The organism is Pseudomonas sp. W2Aug9 (genome assembly GCF_023127755.1).
In the GTDB taxonomy this organism is placed as follows: domain Bacteria; phylum Pseudomonadota; class Gammaproteobacteria; order Pseudomonadales; family Pseudomonadaceae; genus Aquipseudomonas; species Aquipseudomonas synxantha_A.
The window spans coordinates 731,979-752,167 of sequence record NZ_SPKL01000010.1; the positions used below are offsets into that span (position 1 = coordinate 731,979).

General features: G+C 61.3%; 24 protein-coding genes. 13 read left to right on the top strand and 11 right to left on the bottom strand.

The genetic code is table 11. From position 1 onward, the window contains the following. Positions 1-25: 25 nt before the first annotated feature. Genes E3O56_RS10245 through E3O56_RS10255 form a run of 3 tightly spaced genes read right to left on the bottom strand, consistent with a single transcriptional unit; the run spans position 26 to position 2,059 of the window. Positions 26-865 (bottom strand): cache domain-containing protein, encoded by an 840-nt coding sequence (locus tag E3O56_RS10245; RefSeq protein WP_148852364.1) that lies wholly within the window; start codon positions 863-865, stop codon positions 26-28. 54 nt (positions 866-919) lie between these two features. Further along, complete coding sequence (cynS, locus tag E3O56_RS10250) at positions 920-1,390, bottom strand: cyanase (RefSeq protein WP_005786081.1); 471 nt, start codon at positions 1,388-1,390, stop codon at positions 920-922. A gap of 27 nt (positions 1,391-1,417) precedes the next feature. Further along, a complete protein-coding gene (locus tag E3O56_RS10255; protein ID WP_005786082.1) occupies positions 1,418-2,059 on the bottom strand; it encodes a carbonic anhydrase in 642 nt (213 codons plus the stop codon). 112 nt (positions 2,060-2,171) lie between these two features. On the opposite strand from E3O56_RS10255, the gene cynR reads away from it, so the two are divergent. Further along, complete coding sequence (cynR, locus tag E3O56_RS10260; protein ID WP_248128169.1) at positions 2,172-3,038, top strand: transcriptional regulator CynR; 867 nt, start codon at positions 2,172-2,174, stop codon at positions 3,036-3,038. 105 nt (positions 3,039-3,143) lie between these two features. Here cynR and E3O56_RS10265 read toward each other — a convergent pair whose 3' ends face one another. Continuing rightward, positions 3,144-3,917, bottom strand: a complete 774-nt coding sequence (locus E3O56_RS10265; protein WP_148852361.1) for a transporter substrate-binding domain-containing protein — start codon at positions 3,915-3,917, stop codon at positions 3,144-3,146. 350 nt (positions 3,918-4,267) lie between these two features. Between E3O56_RS10265 and E3O56_RS10270 the strand changes: the two genes are divergently transcribed. From E3O56_RS10270 to E3O56_RS10290, 5 genes are all read left to right on the top strand, one after another. Then, on the top strand, positions 4,268-5,638 hold the full coding sequence (locus tag E3O56_RS10270; protein ID WP_005786085.1) for a glutamine synthetase family protein: 1,371 nt from the start codon (positions 4,268-4,270) through the stop codon (positions 5,636-5,638). A gap of 99 nt (positions 5,639-5,737) precedes the next feature. Beyond that, entirely contained in the window at positions 5,738-6,337 is a 600-nt protein-coding gene (locus tag E3O56_RS10275; RefSeq protein ID WP_005786086.1) for a class I SAM-dependent methyltransferase, read from the top strand. Positions 6,338-6,459: 122 nt separating this feature from the next. Next, complete coding sequence (rnd, locus tag E3O56_RS10280) at positions 6,460-7,593, top strand: ribonuclease D (protein ID WP_032877242.1); 1,134 nt, start codon at positions 6,460-6,462, stop codon at positions 7,591-7,593. Then, on the top strand, positions 7,590-7,883 hold the full coding sequence (locus E3O56_RS10285) for a YcgL domain-containing protein (protein WP_014717482.1): 294 nt from the start codon (positions 7,590-7,592) through the stop codon (positions 7,881-7,883). The genes rnd and E3O56_RS10285 overlap by 4 nt, the downstream gene beginning before the upstream one ends. Before the next feature lie 108 nt (positions 7,884-7,991). Continuing rightward, on the top strand, positions 7,992-8,924 hold the full coding sequence (locus E3O56_RS10290; RefSeq protein WP_248128170.1) for a D-2-hydroxyacid dehydrogenase: 933 nt from the start codon (positions 7,992-7,994) through the stop codon (positions 8,922-8,924). A gap of 70 nt (positions 8,925-8,994) precedes the next feature. Here E3O56_RS10290 and E3O56_RS10295 read toward each other — a convergent pair whose 3' ends face one another. Next, positions 8,995-9,588, bottom strand: coding sequence for a nitroreductase family protein (locus E3O56_RS10295; RefSeq protein WP_078820608.1), 594 nt, complete (start codon positions 9,586-9,588; stop codon positions 8,995-8,997). 154 nt (positions 9,589-9,742) lie between these two features. On the opposite strand from E3O56_RS10295, the gene E3O56_RS10300 reads away from it, so the two are divergent. Both E3O56_RS10300 and E3O56_RS10305 read left to right on the top strand, forming a co-directional pair. Then, positions 9,743-10,192: a YcgN family cysteine cluster protein gene (locus E3O56_RS10300; protein WP_003172524.1), complete on the top strand. Its 450-nt coding sequence runs from the start codon at positions 9,743-9,745 to the stop codon at positions 10,190-10,192. A 14-nt stretch (positions 10,193-10,206) separates the two neighbouring features. Then, entirely contained in the window at positions 10,207-11,427 is a 1,221-nt protein-coding gene (locus E3O56_RS10305; RefSeq protein WP_248128171.1) for a hypothetical protein, read from the top strand. 83 nt (positions 11,428-11,510) lie between these two features. On the opposite strand, the gene E3O56_RS10310 is transcribed toward E3O56_RS10305, so the two are convergent. The 3 genes from E3O56_RS10310 to E3O56_RS10320 all read right to left on the bottom strand — a co-directional run bounded on the left by E3O56_RS10310 (position 11,511) and on the right by E3O56_RS10320 (position 12,932). Further along, positions 11,511-11,861: a DUF2892 domain-containing protein gene (locus E3O56_RS10310; RefSeq protein WP_032877238.1), complete on the bottom strand. Its 351-nt coding sequence runs from the start codon at positions 11,859-11,861 to the stop codon at positions 11,511-11,513. Positions 11,862-11,928: 67 nt separating this feature from the next. After that, a complete protein-coding gene (locus E3O56_RS10315; protein WP_003189607.1) occupies positions 11,929-12,396 on the bottom strand; it encodes an RNA methyltransferase in 468 nt (155 codons plus the stop codon). Positions 12,397-12,557: 161 nt separating this feature from the next. Next, the gene (locus tag E3O56_RS10320; protein ID WP_005786102.1) at positions 12,558-12,932 is read right to left on the bottom strand and encodes a YajD family HNH nuclease; all 375 of its coding nucleotides are present in this window, start codon (positions 12,930-12,932) and stop codon (positions 12,558-12,560) included. A 107-nt stretch (positions 12,933-13,039) separates the two neighbouring features. Between E3O56_RS10320 and E3O56_RS10325 the strand changes: the two genes are divergently transcribed. Continuing rightward, positions 13,040-13,960 carry a ParB/Srx family N-terminal domain-containing protein gene (locus tag E3O56_RS10325; protein WP_248128172.1) on the top strand — a complete coding sequence of 307 codons (921 nt, stop codon included), beginning with the start codon at positions 13,040-13,042 and terminating at the stop codon, positions 13,958-13,960. A gap of 117 nt (positions 13,961-14,077) precedes the next feature. Here E3O56_RS10325 and E3O56_RS10330 read toward each other — a convergent pair whose 3' ends face one another. Then, entirely contained in the window at positions 14,078-14,764 is a 687-nt protein-coding gene (locus E3O56_RS10330; protein ID WP_032877236.1) for a hypothetical protein, read from the bottom strand. Between the two features lie 78 nt (positions 14,765-14,842). Between E3O56_RS10330 and E3O56_RS10335 the strand changes: the two genes are divergently transcribed. After that, positions 14,843-15,121: a hypothetical protein gene (locus E3O56_RS10335; protein ID WP_005786107.1), complete on the top strand. Its 279-nt coding sequence runs from the start codon at positions 14,843-14,845 to the stop codon at positions 15,119-15,121. A gap of 48 nt (positions 15,122-15,169) precedes the next feature. Here the strand turns inward: E3O56_RS10335 and E3O56_RS10340 are convergent, their stop codons facing one another. Then, complete coding sequence (locus tag E3O56_RS10340) at positions 15,170-17,212, bottom strand: S9 family peptidase (protein ID WP_248128173.1); 2,043 nt, start codon at positions 17,210-17,212, stop codon at positions 15,170-15,172. 24 nt (positions 17,213-17,236) lie between these two features. Here E3O56_RS10340 and E3O56_RS10345 point away from each other — a divergent pair, with 24 nt between their 5' ends. The 3 genes from E3O56_RS10345 to E3O56_RS10355 are packed head-to-tail and all read left to right on the top strand — an operon-like array spanning position 17,237 to position 19,126. Beyond that, positions 17,237-17,764, top strand: a complete 528-nt coding sequence (locus tag E3O56_RS10345; RefSeq protein ID WP_032877234.1) for an MFS transporter — start codon at positions 17,237-17,239, stop codon at positions 17,762-17,764. Between the two features lie 32 nt (positions 17,765-17,796). Then, the gene (locus E3O56_RS10350; RefSeq protein ID WP_248128174.1) at positions 17,797-18,573 is read left to right on the top strand and encodes a class II glutamine amidotransferase; all 777 of its coding nucleotides are present in this window, start codon (positions 17,797-17,799) and stop codon (positions 18,571-18,573) included. A gap of 10 nt (positions 18,574-18,583) precedes the next feature. After that, positions 18,584-19,126, top strand: a complete 543-nt coding sequence (locus tag E3O56_RS10355; protein ID WP_005786113.1) for a DUF2937 family protein — start codon at positions 18,584-18,586, stop codon at positions 19,124-19,126. A gap of 113 nt (positions 19,127-19,239) precedes the next feature. Here E3O56_RS10355 and E3O56_RS10360 read toward each other — a convergent pair whose 3' ends face one another. Continuing rightward, a complete protein-coding gene (locus tag E3O56_RS10360; RefSeq protein ID WP_005786115.1) occupies positions 19,240-20,160 on the bottom strand; it encodes a LysR family transcriptional regulator in 921 nt (306 codons plus the stop codon). Positions 20,161-20,189: the final 29 nt, after the last annotated feature.

Consider the following 20,189-nt stretch of genomic DNA (forward strand, 5'->3'; position numbering starts at 1 on the left):
CAGTTTGATTGCGTTTCAAGTCAGGTCAGGGGCTGTAATATCCCACCGCAACCATGAAGTGCCCGCTTTTGCGCACATAAGCGTGCTTGTTCTCGACCTTACCCGTCACTGGGTTTTTCCAGCGGTATTTGTATTCGCCCTGGTCCTGCTCGGCCATCATCTTGAGGATCGGCACACCCACCGGTTTGCCATCCGGGTCCTTGATCTTGGCAAAGTCGGTGTTGATCAGGCGCAGGTTGGTGCCGTGGGCGACGTAGCGTCGCGTGTTCAGGTCTACCACGAACACATACAGGTCATCTTGCAAGAAGCCGCCCTGCAAGGAGTTGATCGCCTTGAGCGTGCCGGTTTCATCCTTGACCAGCGCTTCCACCGCCTTGTTGCGCAGCGCCCGTGCCTGTTCTGGCGTGGCGCGCGGCAAGTAATAACCGACCGCCAGGATGCGTTCGCCCACCCGCTGATAAAACACATGCTTATGTTCGACCTTGCCGTCGTTCCAGTTCTGCCAGCGATAGTCAGCCTGCTGGATACCCTGGCTTTCCGGCACGCTCAAGGCTTGTTTGAACGAGGCTTGCAGGTCGGGCCCGAGTACCTCGGACACGTCGCGACCGATCAGCGCGGAGGAGGGCCCGCCACTGGCCAACAGTACGCCTTGGGTATTGACCACAAACACATAACGGTCCTGGTCGATGAATTCGCCCTGACGGCTGAAGGCGGCGAACGCCTTGTCACCTTGCTTGTGGTAGTACGCCAAGGCCTTTTCCAGCAGGGCCTTGGCGGCTTGGGCATCCGCTTCCTGTGCCGTGGCGGCATGCACCTGGCTGCAACACAACAGCAGCAGCCAGGTGAATCGGAGCAGTCTCTTCATTTACCGTCCCTCGTTCTTGTTGGTGTGCCAAGAGCGTAGACGGTTGGCGGCAAATCAGAAGGGTTTAGTGGGCAGGTATTTGCCGTCCAGGGTGATGACCGCACGGGAGCCGCCGTCCGGGTCTTCGACTTTCTTGATGTCCAGCTTGAAGTTGATGGCGCTGATGATGCCGTCGCCGAATTGCTCATGCACCAAGGCCTTCAAGGTAGAGCCGTAGACCTGCAGCATTTCGTAGAAGCGGTACATCGTCGGATCGGTCGGCACACCGCTGGGGAAACTGCCGCGCAGTGGGACGCTTTGCAGCAGGCGGCTGGCGTCCTGGTCGAGGCCGAGTTTGTCGCACACGATGTCGGCCGCCTCCTTGGGCAGTGGGTGCTGGCCGAGCAGGGCGGCGGTGACGAACGCCAGGCTCAGGCCGGTGCCATCGGTGAGGTCCTGCCATGACAGATTCTTGCGTGCCTTGAGGTCGATAACGGTATCGGCCAGGGCCAGGCGTGGGGTTTGGGCGAATTGGGATTGCAACATGGTGATGTCCTCTTGGGTGGTTAAGGTTCAGGCAGCGTGGGCGCGGGTGGTTGGATGGTCGAGCAAAGAGACGAAGCGTCCGGTGCGACCGTCCAGCGCGTCGATGCCACCGGTTTCGATGTCATACACCCAGCCATGCAGGTTCATCCGGCCTTGTTCCAGGGCCAGCGCAACGCTGGGGTGAGTCTTGAGATTAGCCAGTTGGGCGACCACGTTTTCGCGCACCAATGAATCCAGGCGCGCAGCGTCCGAGACATGCGTACGGGATGCATTGATCACCTTGGCTGACTCGGCATGACGCAACCAGTTGGCCACGGCCGGCAGATGGTCCAGGCACTTGCAGGTGGAAATGGCAGTCATGGCGCCGCAGTCCGAATGCCCGCAAATCACAATGTCGCTGACCCCGAGTACCGCCACCGCATATTCAACCGTGGCCGACACACCACCCGGCTCGGGGCCGTAGGACGGCACGATATTGCCGGCATTGCGGATCACGAACAGATCGCCGGGTTCCTGCTGGGTCAGAAGCTCCGGTACGACACGGCTGTCGGAGCAGGACACGAACAAGGTGCCGGGGTTCTGTGTGGTCGCCAGGTGCTTGAACAAGTCGCTGCGTTGGGAAAAGGCTTCACGTTGGAATTTGCGGAAGCCATCGATGAGATGCTGCATGGTGGTTCTCCTTGCGTCGCTGATGGGGCAAGGATGGAAGTTTTCGGCTATAGCGTCCAAGACCGGTTTATGATGCTGTCCATAAGTCATGCCTATAGCTGGAGCGCTGTCGATGCTGCTGCGTCATATCCGTTACTTGCTCGCCGTTGCCGAGCATCGCAACTTCACTCGCGCCGCCGAAGCGCTGCATGTATCGCAGCCGACCCTCTCACAACAGATCAAACAGCTGGAAGAAAGCCTCGGCGCGCCGCTGCTCGACCGCTCCGGGCGCAGTATCAGCCTGACCGATGCGGGGCAAGCCTATGTGCGCTTTGCCCGGCTGGCCTTGCAGGACCTGCAGGCCGGCAGCCGCGCCATACACGATGTGCAGGACCTCAGCCGCGGGCATTTGCGACTGGCCATGACGCCGACCTTCACCGCCTACCTGATCGGCCCGTTGCTGGCGCGATTCAATACGCTGTACCCGGGCATCACCCTCAGCGTCGAGGAGTTGACCCAGGACCGTATCGAAGCTGCACTGGGCGAAGACCTGCTGGATATCGGTATCGGATTTACCGGCGAACATGGGCCGGACATTGAGTGCAAGGGGCTGTTCGTCGAACAACTGAGCGTAGTGGTCAGTGCCAGCCATCCCCAATTGAGCCGACTCGTTTGGCTGGAACAACCCCTGGTGCTGCTGAACACGAGCTTCGCTACCCGCCGCCATATAGATGACTACTGCCGCGGGCAAGGTGTGAAACCATTTATCGCCATGGAAGCCAACTCCATCAGCGCAATCATCGAAATCGTCCGCAACACGTCACTGGCAACCGTCCTGCCCCAAGCACTGGCCGAGGCGCAGACGGGGCTGCACGCCGTGACCATCGACCCACCGCTGCCGCAGCGTACTGCCGCACTATTGAGCCGCAAGGGCGCCTACCGCAGCGCCGCCTGCAGGGCGTTCGTCGAGCTGATGTGGGAGGGGGCTTGCTCCCGATAGCGGAGTGTCAGTTAACAATTTTTTGGCTGATCCACCTATATCGGGAGCAAGCCCCCTCCCACATTTGGATCTCGGTGCGCCAGACAGGCCGTCATGGCAGCAAATTCAAGGCGCAGCCAACCACTGGCTGACAATCCCCGCATACCCCCCGGTCGCCACGCTCAAGTGCAACCACTGATCAACATAACTCTTCCAGGCCACATCATCGCGAGGTAACAGGAAGGCTTTTTCACTGTACTGCATCGGCCGCTCAGGATTGACCGCACACAACCCCGGCTTGAGCTTCTGCTGATACCGCGCCTCGCTGGCATCGGTAATCATCACATCGGCCTTGCCCGCCAGCAGCTCATCAAAAATCGTCACATTGTCATGCAGGCGAATCTGCGTCTGGCCCAGGTGGGCACGGGCAAACACTTCATTGGTGCCACCTGCCGGCTCGATCACCCGCACCTGTGGCTGGTTGATCTGCTCAACCGTTTGGTAGCGCTGCACATCGGCGCAGCGCACCAGTGGGATCTTGCCGTCAACCCCTAGCGATTGGCTGAAGAACGCCTTTTTCTGCCGCTCCAACGACACCGAAATCCCACCCACGGCGATGTCGCACCGTTGGGCGAGGAAGTCCGGCATCAGGGTTTTCCAGGTGGTGGGCACCCACTTGATCGTGGTGTTGAGGCTCTTGGCCAGGGACTCGGCCATGGCGATGTCGATACCTTCATAACGGCCATCGGCGCGCAATGAGGTGTAGGGCTTGTAGTCGCCCGTTGTGCAAACGGTCAGGGTGCCGCGCTGGATCACCTCGTCAAGACGTGACGGGACAGTGTCGGCCTGGGCGATGTTTACCAGGCTTGCCAGCACACAGAGGGCCAGAGGAGCTTTCATGGGGGCGAGTCCTTGGGGCACGGTCGGGGCACCCATTATTTCCAGCGCCGGGCAGGGTGGCAAGGTGCGGGGAATGTTTAGCCAAACTGCACCCAAACTCCATCAAGCCTGAATTTAACCGCCTATCCAGGCGTGTGACGCTCGGGGTTCTCTATTTCTGTGATCCGCGCATGGACGGTTGCCCCGACACTCACGCCGCGACACTGCCTTCTGCACTTGCGTTCTGGGCCTTGTTCCATTGTCGACACGCGCGCCCGCCAGACACCTCTTTTCTACGTTGATCCACCCCCACGGATGACGTGCACCTGTGCCCATCTGCATCTGCCCGACCCAAACGTATGAGAATTGCCATGAGTGTCTTTGCCCGCCTGCACGAAGCCCGAACCTTCCTTGAGCAGAACCCCGACATTGAGATGTTCGAGCTGTTTATCCTCGACAACAACGGCGTACCCCGCGGCAAGCTGCTGCACCGCGACGAACTGCTGGCGGTGTACGAAACCGGTCGGCCACTGCCCAGCACCATTCTCGGCCTGACCATCAATGGCGATGACGTAGAAAACTCAGGGCTGGTGTGGGAAGTCGGCGATATCGACTGCCGCGCCTACCCGATCAGTGGCAGTTTGCAGCGTATGCCCTGGCGTTTGATCCCCACCGCGGCGGTGCAAGTCAGCATGCACCCCACACAAGGCTTGCCCGCTACCGTGGCCGACCCTCGGCATTTGCTCGCCAAGGTCATCGATGCACTCAAAGCCGATGGCTATTACCCAGTGATGGCGGCAGAGCTGGAGTTCTACCTGCTCGACCAGAAGCCCGACGGCAACGGTCGTCCGCAACCGGCGCGGGATATGGACGGCAATCGCCCGCGTTCGACCCAGGTCTACGGCCTGCGCGAACTGGAGCAGATCGAGCCGTTTCTCGCCGACCTTTATAGCGCCTGCAAGCTGCAAGGTATCCCGGCGCGAACGGCCATCTCCGAGTACGCCCCGGGCCAAGTGGAAATTACCCTTGAACATCGCACTGATGCTTTACAGGCGATGGACGAAGCGGTGCGCTACAAACGCCTGGTCAAGGGCGTGGCCCACAAGCATGGAATGGCCGCATGTTTTATGGCCAAGCCGTTCGACGACCTGGCCGGCACCGGTATGCATATGCACGTCAGCCTGGCCGATGCCCAGGGCAATAACCTGTTCGCCAGCGAGGCGGCTGATGGCACGCCACTGCTGCGCCAGGCGGTGGGCGGGATGCTGAGTACGTTGCTCGATTCGCTGCTGATGTTCTGCCCCAACGCCAACTCCTATCGGCGTTTCCAAACCAACAGCTATGCCCCGCTGGCTGCCACCTGGGGCGTGGACAACCGCACCGTCAGCCTGCGCGTGCCCGGTGGCCCGGCCAGTTCCCGGCATATCGAGCACCGCATCTGCGGCGCCGATGCCAACCCTTATCTGGCGGCCGCCGCGATCCTGGCCGGCATCCATCGCGGCATTCGCGAGCAACGCGACCCTGGCGCCCCGGTGGAAGGAAACGGTTATGCCCAGGCCAAGGAGCTGTTGCCCACTGACTGGCTGACCACCCTGCGTGCGCTTGAGGCTTCACGATGGGCAAAGGATGCGTTTGGCAGTGAATTCCTTGGTGTTTACCTGGCAGTCAAACGTGCCGAATATCGCCAGTTCATGGGCGAGGTCGGCGAGCAGGATTGGCGTTGGTACCTGCATCAGGCGTGACGGAGTTTACGGTGGCGGCTTTCGACCTTTTTTTCACGTTGCAGTGGTTAAGCTGGGAATCAAGGTCGTTCACTACCGTTTTACCCACATGAGCCCGTGATGTCGCCACAACCTCCATCCCCCATCGAGACTGAATTCACCGAGCGCTGTGACCGTGAGCATGCCAGGGTGTGCGGTGATCCGCGTCCGCCAAGGCTGTTGCAGCGCTTGGCCGCGTGGCGGGATGCGCGGCTGGTACGCCATGCGCTGAAGGTCGCGGGTGAGCCAGGGCTTATCCTTGACCTGGCCTGTGGTTCGGGGCGCTTCTGGCCGGTGCTGGCCGAGCACGTCAACCGGGTGATCCTCGCCTCTGACAACTCCCAGGCCATGCTCGACCACGCGCGCACCCATCACCCGGGCACGTTGCTAAAACGTGTCAAAACCTTCCAGGGCTCGGCGTTTTCGATTGGCCTTTCGGCGAACGCGGTGGACTGTATTTTCTGCCTGGAGTTGTTTCGCCATGTGCCCAGCAGCGATGTGCGATTAATGTTGTTGCGCGAGTTTCACCGCGTCAGCCGCGACACGGTGATTGTTTCCGTAAGCGCGGGTACACCGGTAGAGGATGAGTTTCGTCAGGCGGGCTTCAAGGTTCTGAATTACCAGGAGTTCCTGCCGGGCTCCAAACTGTGGTGTGTGTACGTCCTGCGTAAGAGAGGATAACTCCCATATGTCGGACTATTCTTCATCTCCTGTCGGAGTTTTCATGATGGTGTGTGCACTACGGATGCTCGCAAGCCCCTTTCGCGATATATACTGCGCGCCATTCTTCAAGGGAGAGCCGTGTGGCCATCGATATTCACTGGATCTGCGACAACGATAGCCTCGGCCAGCATTGCGCCCAATGGCAGCAGTTGCCATTCGTCGCCCTCGACACCGAATTCATGCGGGTCGACACCTTTTACCCTATTGCCGGGCTGATCCAGATCGGTGATGGCGTACGCGCTTACCTGATCGACCCCCTGACCATCGACAACTGGCAACCCTTGGCCGCTTTGCTGGAGAACCCGGCGGTGATCAAGGTGGTGCACGCCTGCAGCGAAGACCTGGAAGTGCTGTTGCGCCTGACCGGCAGCCTGCCGGCACCGTTGTTCGACACCCAGTTGGCCGCGGCTTACCTCAACCTCGGCTTTTCCATGGGCTATTCGCGCCTGGTGCAAGCCGTGCTGGATATCGAGCTGCCCAAGGGCGAAACCCGTTCGGACTGGCTGCAGCGGCCATTGTCCGAGACGCAGGTCAGCTACGCCGCTGAAGACGCGGTGCACCTGGCCGAGGTCTATATTCGCCTGCGCCCGCAGCTATCGGATGACAAGTACGCCTGGGTCCTGGAAGACGGTGCCGAACTGGTGGCCAACCTGCGCCGCGAAATCGACCCTTTCGAGGTGTACCGCGATGCCAAGCTGGCGTGGAAACTGTCCCGTGCCCAACTTGCCGTGCTGCGTGAATTGTGCGCCTGGCGCGAACAGCAGGCCCGCGCCCGGGACCTGCCGCGCAACCGCATCATCCGCGAGCATTCGCTCTGGCCGTTGGCCAAATCCCAGCCGGATAACCTGGCCGCGCTGGGCAAGATCGAAGACATGCACCCGCGTACCGTGCGTCAGGACGGCCAGTTCCTGCTGGACCTGATCAAACGTGCCGGTAGCGTGCCGATGGACCAATGGCCTCCCGCCGTGGCCGAACCGTTGCCGGTGGACGCCGCCGCGCTGATCAAGCAACTGCGCGCCCTGGGCCAGACGTTCGCCGAGCGCCTGGAGATGGCGCCGGAACTGATGCTGCGCAAGAAAACCCTCGAAGCCCTGGTCAAAAGTGGCTACCCCGATGGGCCTTACCAATTGCCAGACTCGCTGCGTGGCTGGCGCCGCGAGTTGATGGGCCAGGCGCTGCTCGACAGCCTGGCCAATGCCGGAGAACAGCCTTGAAACGTATTTGTTCCATCTACCGCAGCAAGAAAAAAGACGGCATGTACCTCTACGTGCTCAAAAGCGATGCCCTCGAGCGCGTGCCCGAGCCGTTGATGGAGGCCTTCGGCAAGGCGCATCACGCGTTTGACATGGTGCTGACGCCGGAGCGCAAGCTGTCGCGCGAAGACATCACCGTGGTGCTGGAAAACCTCGACAAACAGGGCTACCACCTGCAAATGCCGCCGGCCGAAGACGAGTACATCGAGCACTTGCCCGAAGAGTTGCTGCGCCGCAACGACCCGATGTGATCGATCAGTGCCCGTGTCAGGGCACAGGCTTTAAATGGAATCGTATTAGACGACGGTGGCCGTAAGGATGCGGGCGGCCGTCTGCATTGTTTTTGAAAGGTTTGAACCATGCGTGTTCTGATTGCTGAACAGGATCACCCGCTCTACGCCCAACTGCTCAAGGAGGCCGCCCCGGACCTTGACGTGCTGACCAGCGGTGACTCGGCCGAACTCTCGCGCCTGGCCGCCGATTGCCCGGTGTGGCTGGGCCAGCCCGATCTGCTGGCGACGCTGCTGCGCCAGGGCCATCACCCGCAGTGGTTGCAATCGACCTGGGCCGGTATCACGCCGCTGCTGGCCGATGGCTTGCCCCGCGACTATCGCCTCACCCGTGCAGTCGGCATCTTTGGCCAGGTCATGGCCGAGTTTGTCCTCACCTATATGCTGGGCCATGAGCGCGAAGTGCTGGCGCGCCTGGTCAGCCAGGTCGAGCGCAAGTGGGACAACCGCATGGGCCAGAGCCTGGCGGGGCGCAAGGCGCTGATTGTCGGCACGGGTGATATTGGCAAAAGCGTGGCTGATTTCCTGGTGCCCTTTGGCGTCAAGTTGTACGGCATCGCCAGTACGGCGCGGGAACAGGCACCCTTTATCGAAGTGGCCGGGCTCGATCAGTTGGGCCGCTTGGTGGGCGAGGTCGATTACGTGATCAACCTGCTGCCCAATACCCCGGACACCCATGACGTGTACAACGCGGCGTTGTTCAAGCAATTCAAGTCGACGGCGCTGTTTATCAACGTCGGGCGCGGCGTGGCGGTGGTGGATGCCGACCTGGTCGAGGCCCTGAAAGAAGGGCATCTGGCCGGCGCGGTGATCGACGTGTGCCGTCAGGAGCCGTTGCCGCAACGCCACCCGTTCTGGACCGCGTGGGGTTTGCTGTTGACTGGGCACAGCTCGGCACCGACCTCGCCGTCGATGATGGTGGCGTTGTTTGTGCAAAACGTGCGCGCCTACCAGGCCAAGCAAGCGCTGCGCGGCGAAGTGGACTTCGACCGGGGCTACTGATCCTTGGCCATGCATCAATCTAAAATGTGAGAGGGGGCTTGCTCCCTCCCACATTGGAGTTGCACTAGGCTTACAGGCTGAAGTCGCCCTCGGACACCAGTTCAGTCAACGGCTTGCGCGGGCTCGGCGCTTCACGGCCTTGCAGGTATTGCGGCAGGTTCGACTTGTCACCCAGCTTACCCACCGCTACGGCCGCGTGCAGCGCATAGCCTTGTGGAATCTTCAGCTCTTTGCGGGTCAGCTCCTGATCGAAACCGGCCATGCCGTGGGTGTGCCAGCCGCTGAGGCTGGCTTGCAGCGCCAGGTGGCCCCAGGCCGAGCCGGTGTCGAAGGTGTGCCACAGCGCCGGGGTTTCTTCTGTAGCGCCGGGGGCGATGAAGTCGGTTTTCGACGCGATGATGACCAGGGCCGACGCATGCTGCGCCCAATTGCGGTTGAACTCATTCAGCAGGCCCAGGAAACGCTCCCAGTCCGGCGTGTCCCGGCGGGCGTAGAGAAACCGCCACGGCTGCGAGTTGTACGCCGAGGGTGCCCAGCGTGCGGCTTCGAAGAAACTCAGCAACGTCTCTTGCGGGATGCTTTCGCCAGTAAAGGCGCGGGGCGACCAGCGTTCGGTGAATTGGGTATGGATCGGGTAATCGGCAACGCGTGGGTTATCGCTCATGGACAGATCCTGATGAAAAAAGCCGGGGTTCAAAACTACTGCGCCAACCCAGGCCTGACAAGTCTTGCAACACCGTCAGTCGTAAGCGCTTGGCCGTAACGGGCTTGGGCACTAGACTGGCGGCCTTTTCACCTTCTGATACTGATGTAGAGCCATGGCCGCCAAAGTCGAACCTTTCTGGATACGCAAAACCCTTGAGCACCTCGACCAGGAGGAGTGGGAGTCGTTGTGCGACGGCTGCGGCCTGTGCTGTCTGCAAAAGCTTGAGGATGAAGACGACAACAGCGTCTATTACACGCGTATCGCCTGCAAACTGCTCGACCTGAAAACCTGCCAGTGCACCGATTACCCCAATCGCCGCGCTTCGGTGCCGGACTGTATCCAGCTCACGCCCGGCCAGGCCGACCAGTTCAAATGGCTGCCGCCAACCTGCGGCTATCGTCTGGTCAGCGAGCGCAAGGATTTGCCGCTCTGGCACCACCTGGTCTGCGGCGACCGCGACGCCGTGCACCATGAACGCATTTCCCAGTCCGGGCGCATGCTCAGCGAAGGCAGCGTGCCAGAGGACGACTGGGAGGATTACCTGATCTTCCGTGCAGGCTGAACAAAGGAGTGTGTATGAAGGTGGCAGCCAAGTTGGCAGCGGCCCTGGTATTGCTGGCCCTGAGCGGGCCGGGCTGGTGCGCTAAGAAGGTTGACCTGGATTATCACGTCAAGCTGCTGCCCCAGAGCGAGCAGGCCGAGGTGCACGTCAGCCTGTCCCAAGGCTCGGCGGTGCGCAGCCTGGACTTTGACCTGGGCCGCAGTGGTGATTACAGCGACTTCAAGGCCGACGGCCAATGGCAAGTCACGGGCAGCCGTGGTGTGTGGCAGCCCAGCGCCGACAAGGCCAGCCTGACCTACCGCGTGCGTCTGACCCACGCGCGCAAGCCGGGCACCTTTGACACACGGGCCACGCCCAATTGGGCATTATTGCGCGGTGAAGACCTGGTGCCGGCTGCGCGCCTGGACCAGCAAGATGGCATTGAATTGGTCTCGCGCCTGATGTTCGAACTGCCCGCGGGCTGGAGGAGCGTCGAAACTGCCTGGCCGCGCATTGGCAAAAACAAATTTCGCATCGACAACGTGTCCCGCCTGTTCGATCGCCCCACCGGCTGGATGCTCGCCGGTAACCTCGGCAGCCGTCGCCTGCGCCTGGGTGAAACCGAGGTCACCGTGGCCTCGCCAAAGGGGCAGGGCATGCGCCGCATGGACGTGCTGACGCTGCTGACGTTCGTCTGGCCGCAGGTGGACGCTGCGTTCCCACGCCATCCCGCCAAATTGTTGATCGTCGGCGCGAGTGACCCGATGCGCCGCGGAGCCTGGGCGTCGCACGATTCGATCTACCTTAACAGCCGTACGCCACTGGTCAGCGAAAATGGCGGCAGCCCGTTGCTGCGCGAGGTGGTGCAGGCCATCGGGCGCTTCAACGACCACGACAGCAGTGACTGGATCAGCGAGGGCCTGGGGGAGTATTACGCGATTGAACTGGTGCGACGTGCGGGGGGCCTCACCGATGAGCGTTATGCGGCGATCCAGGCGCGCCTGGCCAAAGAAAGCAAGGCGGTCACCACGCTGAGAGGCGAGCAAATCGGCAGCGCTGGTGTAGCGCGGGCAGTACTGGTGTTGCAGGACCTGGACCGCGAGATCCGCGTGAAAACCCACAACAAGCGCTCCCTGGATGATCTGGCGCAGGCGGTGATGCGGGTGAACAGCATCAACACCAAAGAGTTCGTTCAGTTGGCTGAAAGCGTAATCGGCGAATCGTCGGTGGTACTGGATAGCAAGCTGCTGCGCTGATCCCAAGCCCTGTGCAATTCAAAATGTGGGAGGGGGCAAGCCCCCTTCCACATTTGAATCTCCAGCATGTCCAATTACTTAGGTCAGGCTTTGGGTTTTACAGCCTTCTCAGCCGCCACTTCCGCCTTGGTCTTCAAATTCTTCAATTCTTCCCCGGCCCGCTCGATCTTCGTGCGCACGCTGTTCATTTCCTGGCGACCCTGCTCCAGCTTGTCTTTGAGCGAACTGTGCCCGGTAAAGCCACGGGCCAGTGCCACGCCGCCAATCGCCACCTGGATCAGCCCGAAAATCCCGCCGCGGCGCAGGCCTTTGCCGACCATCATCACGCCGCCCGCCACTGAGCCGATGCGCTCCCAGCCATGCACGTTCTGGGTAGGCTGAGGCTTCAACGGTGTGGCTTCGATGATAGGTTGCAAGATTTTGCTGTCGCTCATGATCTGTCTCCAACAAGGGCTAGTGTTACTAGCTGACTGCGCGCAGGTGCCGGATGTTCCCGCAGAATCAGTACTTGGGGCCCGAACGGGTGTTGTTGCCCTTGGCCAGGCGGTCGTAGAGCACCACATTGACGGTGGCTGCCAGGTTCATGCAGCCCGTGGTGGGGATGTACACCACATCTTCGCACCAGTCGCGGATCTCCTTGTCCAGGGAACCGTCCTCGGGGCCGAAGATATACAGCGCGCGGTCGGGGTGGGTGTATTCAGGCAGCGGGCGGGCGCCTTCCACCAGTTCCACGGCAACCGGGATGCAGCCCAGGGGCAGGATCTTCTTCAGGTCGTCGATGCCGATCAGCGGAATGTCGTGGTGGACCTTCTTGGTGTCGGTGATGAAATCCCGGGCGCGCTCGTAGCGCACGCCGGTGTAGAACACCGAGGCCACGCCGTAGCAACCGGCGGCACGCATCACCGAGCCGACGTTTTCGGGGGATTTTGGGTTATACAGACCGATGCAGCTGTAGCGTTTATTGCCCACGGGGAAGGGTGCCTTGGAGAAAAACGGCGATTATACGGCCTGGGGGTATGCAGTGCTTGGGCGATCGTCATCGCGGGCAAGCCCGGCTCCCACAGGGGAATGCATTCCAAATGTGGGAGCTGGCTTGCCTGCGATGAGGCCAGTACAGACAAGGACGATCTTCAGTCGTCTTTCTTCATCAACCCCGCCAGCGCCGCAAACGGGTTGTGCGTCGCCTTGGCAATGCTCGGGCTGCTGGTGGAGCCTTCGCCGAAATACTGCTGGTCGGTGTAGCGCGAGTGTTCGTTGTCGTGGCAGTACAGGCACAGCAATTCCCAGTTGGAGCCGTCCTGGGGATTGTCATCATGATTATGGTTGCGGTGGTGTACGGTCAGTTCACTCAAACGCTTGCCGGCGAATTCACGGGCGCAGCGGCCGCACACGTGGGGGTACATCTTCAAGGCTTTGTCGCGGTAGCCCATTTCGCGGTCGCGCTGGGCATCGGCGAGGATGCGGTCCAGCTTGGCGGTGTGGGAGGGCGGGTTGGTCGAGCTCATCATGGCTCCTGGCTATTTGGTGGGTCACGGATAAGGTTGATTCTAGCCGCTTACGCTGAAAATCACCCCTAGGGATTGCTTCACTGACTGATAAGGATTTGAAATTTATGCGTCTGTATTCATGGACTATCGGGCTTGTGCTCTGTGTGGTTACCGCTCAGGCCCAGGCGTTCTCTACGCCGCAGCCCGGGCAGGTGATCGAGGTGGCCCTGGAGCAATTGCACCCCACCCAGGCCGTGGTGGGTTTCGACCAGATCTACTACAGCCTCGGGCTGTTCGCCGACAAGCCGGCCAAGGCTTTCGATGAATACTGCGAAACCAACGGCCAGGGCGAGGCTGACCAGGTGCCGAAAAACGCCGAGCTGCTAAGGCCCGACAGCTTTACCTGCAAGCACCCGGTCGGCACCTACCCGCAGGATATGAAAACCGTGGTGGTGGGCCCCGGCGGCCAGCTTTACCTGACCGATGGTCATCACAGTTTCACTACCTTGTGGGAAACACCCGGCGCTGGCCCGCGCTTGAAAATGTGGGTCAAGGTCACCGACGACTTCAGTGCCAGCCCCAACCTCGCCACGTTCTGGCAGCGGATGGAAGCGGCCCGCAAGGTCTGGCTCAAGGACAACCGGGGCCAGGCGTTACCAGCGGAGCAACTGCCGGCGCACCTGGGCTTCAAGAACCTGCAGGACGACACGTTCCGCAGCCTGGTGTATTTCACCCGCAAGGCCGCGTACGGCAAGCCAAACGAGGGTGCGATTGCGCCGGAATTTCTCGAGTTCTACTGGGGCAACTGGCTGCGCACGCAGATTGATCTGGGCCAGTACAACCTGAACAAGAAGGGCGGCTACAAGGGTGCCATCGAGGCTGTCGCCAAGCGCATGGTCAGCCTGGCGCCGGGGGCAATGGTCGGCGACAGCGGTTTCACTGCCGGGCAGTTGGGTGGTATGACCCAGCTGGATCAAAAGGAGTTGGAAAAGACCTTCGACAAGAAAGTGCCGTACGTGATCGATTACCGCAAATCCAGAGACTGAAGCAGTACCAAATGTGGGAGGGGGCTTGCTCCCGATAGCAGTGTGTCTGTTAAGGATAGGCAAGCTGACACACCACTATCGGGAGCAAGCCCCCTCCCACATTTGACCGATGGTGATTCAGCCCTTGAGCTTTTCTGCAATCCAGATGGTATGCCGCGTGCCTTTATTGCCATGGGCGAACACCTGAACCTCTTCAGCCTTGAAGCCGGCCTTGCGCAGTTTGTCGCTGAACAGCTTATCGGCACTGGCCGACCACACGGCGAGCACGCCCTTGGGCCGCAGGGCTTTGGCGCAGGCGGCCAGGCCACCGGCGGAATACAGCCAGCTGTTGGCCTTTTGCGTAAGCCCCTCGGGACCGTTGTCGACGTCAAGCATGATCGCGTCGAAGCCCTGGGGCTCGGCCTGTAGCACCTTGGCCACATCTTCCAGACGAATCACCGTGCGCGGGTCCTGCAAGGGGCACCCGGATTTTTCTCCCAGTGGCCCACGGTTCCATTCCACGACGCCCGGCACCAGTTCGGCCACCACCACTTCGGCAGTCTTGCCCAAATGCTTGAGTGCTGCGGCCAAGGTAAAGCCCATGCCCAAGCCGCCGATCAGCACGCGTGAGTTCGGGCGACCGGCGACCTTGCGGCAGGGAATCTCCGCCAGGGCGTCTTCGGAACCGTGCATGCGCGTGTTCATCAACTGGCCGCCGTCACCGCCCTGGATCTTGATGACGAAATCCTCGCCATACTCGAACAGGCACAAGGCGCCGCCGTTGTCGGGGATCGGAGTAGTGTCCAGCAGAACGAAACGTTTCATGGAAATCTCATTGGGAAGGGCATTCTTGCGCAGTTGGGAGTAGCCTTAAGGCATTCCGGTCAGGCCATGGAGCCATCGATGAAGTGCAGCATTCTAACGGTCATTGTATTGAGCGCGCTCATATCCGCTGCGGCGCAGGCTCAGGAGTTGCAAACCGTACCGGTCGCGCCCGCACCAACCCCAGGCGCGCCGGGCACGCCGACCCCGACGTTGTACCCTCAAGTCAGCCCGCCCGCCACGCCCAAGACGAACGGTACGCCACCGTTGGTGCCCATCGTGTTGCCCACGCCGCCCAAGGACCAGACTGTCCCCGGCTTGCAGCAGAACGACAGCAAGCCGAAGACGCCCGGCGGTTAAAACAGTCAAGGCGGTCCTGCGTTCAGACAGGACCGCTCCATCAAGTGCTTAGATCAGCCCGAGCGCCTTGAACACAAACGCATATTCGAGCGCTACGTCACGCAATCCCTGGTAGCGCCCGCTCATGCCGCCATGGCCGGCGCCCAGCTCGGTCTTGAGCAGTAACAGGTTGTCTGAAGTGGCGGTATCGCGCAGCTTGGCCACCCACTTGGCGGCCTCCCAATACTGCACGCGGCTGTCGTTGTAGCCGGCAATCACCAGCATGGCCGGGTACGCCTGGGCGCTGACGTTTTCGTATGGCGCGTAAGCCTTGATGCGCGCATACACTTCGGGTTCCTCGGGGTTGCCCCATTCGTCGTACTCGGTGATGGTCAGCGGTAGCTCCGGATCGAGCATGGTGTTGAGCACATCGACAAACGGCACTTCGGCAATCGCCGCCTGGAACAGTTCCGGGCGCTGGTTGAGCACCGCGCCAATCAACAGGCCGCCGGCACTTCCGCCGCTGATCGCCAGTTGCCTGGAAGTGGTCAGCCCCTCGGTGATCAGGTGTTCGGCGCAGGCGATAAAATCGCTGAAGGTATTCTGTTTGTGTTCCTGCTTGCCGTTGCGGTACCAGGCTTCACCCAGCTCACCGCCGCCGCGCACATGGGCGATGGCAAACGCGACCCCTCGGTCCAGCAAGCTCAGGCGTGCGTGGGAGAACCATGGGTCCAGGCTTGAGCCGTAGGCACCGTAGCCGTACAGATACAGCGGGGTGGGTTTACCCAGTTGATCACGCTTGACCACCAGGCTGATGGGCACTTGGGTGCCGTCGGCAGAGGTGGCCCACAGGCGCTGGCTGACGTAGTCGTCGGCGTTGAATGTGCCGAGTACCGGGGTTTCCTTGAGCACCACCTGCGCGCCGCTTGCCAGCTCTAGCTGACGCACCTGGGCGGGACGGTTCAGGGCCTCATAGCGTAGGCGGATGTTGTCGCTTGGAAATTCCAGGCTGTTTTGTACGTAGAGGCTGTAGGCGGCGTCGGGTAATTCCACGCGATAAGCCGGTACACCCTCGGGGTGCACCTCGATGACCGGCAGGCCGCCGATGCGCAGGCTCAATGTCATGGCGCTGGCGTTCAGGCTCACGCCGTCGAGCATGACTTCGTCGCTGTGAGGGATCAGGTTCTGCCAGTCGGCCTCGGTAGGCGGCGTACCGGTATCGGCGGCGAGGTAGAGCGCGTAGTTGATGCCGTCGCGGTTGCTGCGAATAAACCAGGCCCACTCGCCGTTACGCTTGCCGTGGTCGACATCGTATTCATGGTCCTCGACCCGCGGCGCCAGGCAGGTGAAGGCCAGGTGCGGCTGATCGGCATCCAGTGCCCAGATCTCACTGGTGGTCTTGCTGCCCAGAGCCAGCAGCAGTTGGCGCTCGGAGCTGGAACGGTAGCAATGCAGGAAGAAACGGCCATCGGGCTCGTGGAACACTTCCTGCGCCGCCGTACCGTCCAGACGGTAGCGATACAGCTTGTGCGGGCGATGGGTGTCGTCGAGTTCGCCGAAGAACAGCGTCAGGCTGTCATTGGCCCAGGTCATGCTGCCGTCGCAGTTGTCGAACGCCAGTTCGCTGACCTTGTCGGTGGCCAATTCCTTCACGTACAGGGTGTAGATCTCTTCACCGCTGGTGTCGAGGCTGTAGGCCAGGCGCTGATGGTCGGGACTGATGCTGAACGCGCCGAGGGAGAAAAAGCCGCCATTGGCCAAGACGTTCGGGTCCAGCAGCAGTTCTTCGCTGCTCTCGTCCACCTGGTTGCTGTCATCGGCCGGGCGGCGGCAGCGATAGTGGCGTGCGTATTCGTCACCGGCGGTGGTGCGGGTGTAGTACAGGTACGGGCCCCAGGGGGAGGGCAGGGACAGATCGGTTTCGAGGATGCGGCCCTTGATCTCTTCGAACAGCGTTTCGCGCAAAGCCTGCTGGTCGGCGAGTTGGGCTTCCTGCCAGGCGTTTTCCGCCTTGAGGTAATCGAGCACTTCAGGGGTGTCGCGCTCCTGCAGCCAGGCGTAGGGGTCTGCGCCTGGGGCCTTGCGGGCAATCGGAGCGGTGGAAATAGGCATGGATAATTCCCTATCTGGCGGACGGTGGCCGGCATTGCAGCCGCGACACGCAAAAGCCGTTATCATAGCCGCCTCTTTGCCAGCCTTGCCATGGACACCATGACCGAGAACGACTATCTGACCGCTTGGGGCCTCTACGCCTTCGCCGCTTTGGGCTGCCTGTTAGTGTGGTGGCGCATGACCCGCTGGGTCTGGCGCTGGCTGCGCGAGCCGCTGCAATTGCTGATGGCGGTGCTGTTACTGAGCCCGACCATCGTCGACCCGGTCAAGACCCAGTTTGCGCCGGCCGTGGCCATTACCGCCCTGGACCTGGTGCTCAAGGTCGGCAACAACGCCTGGCGGGCGATCTCCGATCTGTTCATGTACACGATGATCGTGTTTGCCCTGTACATCGTGTTTGTGCTGATCCGCTGGCCCATCGAACGCGCGGCCAGCGCTCGCCGTGAGCGCAAGGCTGCTGCAGATGCCGCCTTGGCCGCCGAGCCGGAAGACGACGAACCGTTCCGTCGCCCGGCGCCTGCTGGTGGTATGCGGGTCGAGCCGCGCCTTTAAACGTAGACTGCCCCTGCAGCGAGAGCCCTGGCATGTGTGAATTATTGGGCATGAGTGCCAACGTCCCCACCGATATCGTGTTCAGCTTTACCGGGCTGATGCAGCGCGGTGGGCGTACCGGCCCGCACCGCGACGGTTGGGGCATCGCCTTCTATGAAGGCCGTGGCCTGCGCCTGTTCCAGGACCCGGCCGCGAGCAGTGAGTCTGAAGTGGCGCTGTTGGTGCAGCGCTATCCGATCAAGAGCGAAGTGGTGATCGGCCATATCCGCCAGGCCAATGTGGGCAAGGTCAGCCTGGCCAATACCCATCCGTTCGTGCGTGAGCTGTGGGGCCGCAACTGGTGTTTTGCCCATAACGGCCAGTTGGCCGACTTCCACCCGCGCGCCACGTTCTACCGCCCGGTCGGCGATACCGACAGCGAAGCGGCCTTCTGTGACCTGCTCAACCGCGTGCGCGAAGCCTTCCCTGAACCTGTGCACATCGAGCACGTGCTGCCGGACCTGATCGCCGCCTGCGCCGAATACCGCAGCAAGGGCGTGTTCAACTGCTTGCTCAGCGACGGCGACTGGTTGTTTTGCTACTGCTCGACCAAACTGGCGCAGATTACCCGGCGCGCGCCGTTTGGCCCGGCGCGCTTGAAAGATGTCGACGTGATCGTCGACTTTCAGGCCGAAACGACGCCCAATGACGTGGTAACCGTCATCGCCACTGAACCTTTGACCGACAACGAAAACTGGACCCGCTACGAACCGGGCCAATGGAGCCTGTGGCGACGCGGTGAATGCGTCAGCCAGGGCGTTACCGAATAAGGAATCGACCATGTTGCTCAGCTATCTGCGGTTGGTGCTGTTTGCCATTGGCTTGTTGGTCGGCGTGCAAGTGCCGGGGTTTATCAACGATTACGCCAAGCGCGTCGAAGCCCACCTGATCGAGGCGCAGACTGGCTTGCGCGGCTTTGAGTCCACCGCGCAGCAGTTCTTCAACGGGGACATGCAAGCGCTGGTGGCGCATTACCGCGCCAGCGATGACCCGGTGTTCCAGAGCGACGCCAGCAGCCTGGGCGCGATGCTTGATCGCCAGCTTGAGTTGGACAAGCAATTCCAGGCCATGCAAGGCCCGTGGTACATCCGCGCCCTGCAAGTGGCCGTAGCCGCCGACCCGGATATCCGCCTGGAAACCTGGAATGGCTACAGCTACCAGATTCTGCTGACGCCCGAAGCCATGGGCTGGGGCCTGGGCGGGGCGATGCTGTTGTCGTTCGGCATCGAGTGCCTGTATCGCCTGATCGACTGGGTAGTGCTGGGTGGCCGGCGCTTGCGCCAGAGCCGGCCGATCGAAGAGCGGGACTTGAAGGGCCTATAAGTCAGGGCCGCCTCGGTCCAATGTGGGAGCTGGCTTGCCTGCGATAGCGGTGGTCCAGTCACAGATGTGCACGTTGGCCCACCGCTATCGCAGGCAAGCCAGCTCCCACAGTTTTAATCGGGTTTATGCAGTTGCATGCGTTCTGCACCGACTTCCTCGGCATACCTTGCCACCACCTTCTGGCACAACCCCACAATCTCCTCCACCAACTCCACCCCCACACGCCATGACACCACCACCTGCAAGTTCGGCAGGCGCTGTGCCATCGGCAGCATCACTAATTCCCCCCGCGCCAGCTCTTCACTGACCAGCACCGGCGGCAGGGCACCGATGCCGAAGCCGTCACGCAATAATCGCGTAATCGCCGACACCGAGTTCACACAGTTCATTCTGGGCGCGGCCACGCCGTTGGCCTGCATCAGACTCAGCACGTCCTGATGCGGGTGGGAGTTTTTCGAGTAGGTGATGATGCGCTCCTGAGCCAGTTCGGCGAGGGAGGCGTAGTCACGGTTGTAAATCGAGTGGCTGGCGACGATCCAGGCCATGGGATGGCTGGCCAGTTCCAGGCTGCGCACGGTTTCCAGGCGCAGCAGGTCAGTTTGCAGGATCAGGTCGAGAAAACCTTTTTGCAACTGATCGCTGAGGTTCAGCGCGGTATCGGCGACCAGCTCGATTTCCACCAGCGGGAACAGCTTCATCAGTTCTGCCACCAGCGGGCTGAGCCAGGTGTGGATCACCGTGTCCATCGCGCCGATCCGAATGCGTCCGACCTTGCTGCTGGTGGTCTCCAGGGACTGTTTCAAACCCTGCATGGTCACCATCATTTGCTCGGCATAATCGAGCACCTTCAAGCCTTCCGGGGTCAGGCTCACGCCCCGGGAGTCACGCAGGAACAGCTTCACCCCCAGCTCGCTTTCGAGCACGGCGATGCGGCTGGAAATAGAGGCCTGGGTGGTGAACAGCTTCTCGGCAGTCAGGCGAAAGCTCTTGAGCTTGGCCACCCAGACGAAGGTTTCGAGGAACTTCAAATTCATGGGATCAACTTTTTCTTATGCATGGATCG

Bases quoted from the DNA above. Each gene is read 5' to 3' on its own strand.
- E3O56_RS10270 (WP_005786085.1), top strand. From the start codon at position 4,268: ATGAGTGTCTTTGCCCGCCTGCACGAAGCCCGAACCTTCCTTGAGCAG.
- E3O56_RS10310 (WP_032877238.1), bottom strand. From the start codon at position 11,861: ATGAGCGACAGCAAAATCTTGCAACCTATCATCGAAGCCACACCGTTG.
- E3O56_RS10255 (WP_005786082.1), bottom strand. From the start codon at position 2,059: ATGCAGCATCTCATCGATGGCTTCCGCAAATTCCAACGTGAAGCCTTT.
- E3O56_RS10335 (WP_005786107.1), top strand. From the start codon at position 14,843: ATGAAGTGCAGCATTCTAACGGTCATTGTATTGAGCGCGCTCATATCC.
- E3O56_RS10355 (WP_005786113.1), top strand. From the start codon at position 18,584: ATGTTGCTCAGCTATCTGCGGTTGGTGCTGTTTGCCATTGGCTTGTTG.
- E3O56_RS10290 (WP_248128170.1), top strand. From the start codon at position 7,992: ATGCGTGTTCTGATTGCTGAACAGGATCACCCGCTCTACGCCCAACTG.
- E3O56_RS10320 (WP_005786102.1), bottom strand. From the start codon at position 12,932: ATGAGCTCGACCAACCCGCCCTCCCACACCGCCAAGCTGGACCGCATC.
- E3O56_RS10340 (WP_248128173.1), bottom strand. From the start codon at position 17,212: ATGCCTATTTCCACCGCTCCGATTGCCCGCAAGGCCCCAGGCGCAGAC.
- E3O56_RS10325 (WP_248128172.1), top strand. From the start codon at position 13,040: ATGCGTCTGTATTCATGGACTATCGGGCTTGTGCTCTGTGTGGTTACC.
- E3O56_RS10245 (WP_148852364.1), bottom strand. From the start codon at position 865: ATGAAGAGACTGCTCCGATTCACCTGGCTGCTGCTGTTGTGTTGCAGC.
- E3O56_RS10360 (WP_005786115.1), bottom strand. From the start codon at position 20,160: ATGAATTTGAAGTTCCTCGAAACCTTCGTCTGGGTGGCCAAGCTCAAG.
- cynR (WP_248128169.1), top strand. From the start codon at position 2,172: ATGCTGCTGCGTCATATCCGTTACTTGCTCGCCGTTGCCGAGCATCGC.
- E3O56_RS10275 (WP_005786086.1), top strand. From the start codon at position 5,738: ATGTCGCCACAACCTCCATCCCCCATCGAGACTGAATTCACCGAGCGC.
- E3O56_RS10350 (WP_248128174.1), top strand. From the start codon at position 17,797: ATGTGTGAATTATTGGGCATGAGTGCCAACGTCCCCACCGATATCGTG.
- cynS (WP_005786081.1), bottom strand. From the start codon at position 1,390: ATGTTGCAATCCCAATTCGCCCAAACCCCACGCCTGGCCCTGGCCGAT.
- E3O56_RS10295 (WP_078820608.1), bottom strand. From the start codon at position 9,588: ATGAGCGATAACCCACGCGTTGCCGATTACCCGATCCATACCCAATTC.
- E3O56_RS10305 (WP_248128171.1), top strand. From the start codon at position 10,207: ATGAAGGTGGCAGCCAAGTTGGCAGCGGCCCTGGTATTGCTGGCCCTG.
- E3O56_RS10300 (WP_003172524.1), top strand. From the start codon at position 9,743: ATGGCCGCCAAAGTCGAACCTTTCTGGATACGCAAAACCCTTGAGCAC.
- E3O56_RS10330 (WP_032877236.1), bottom strand. From the start codon at position 14,764: ATGAAACGTTTCGTTCTGCTGGACACTACTCCGATCCCCGACAACGGC.
- E3O56_RS10265 (WP_148852361.1), bottom strand. From the start codon at position 3,917: ATGAAAGCTCCTCTGGCCCTCTGTGTGCTGGCAAGCCTGGTAAACATC.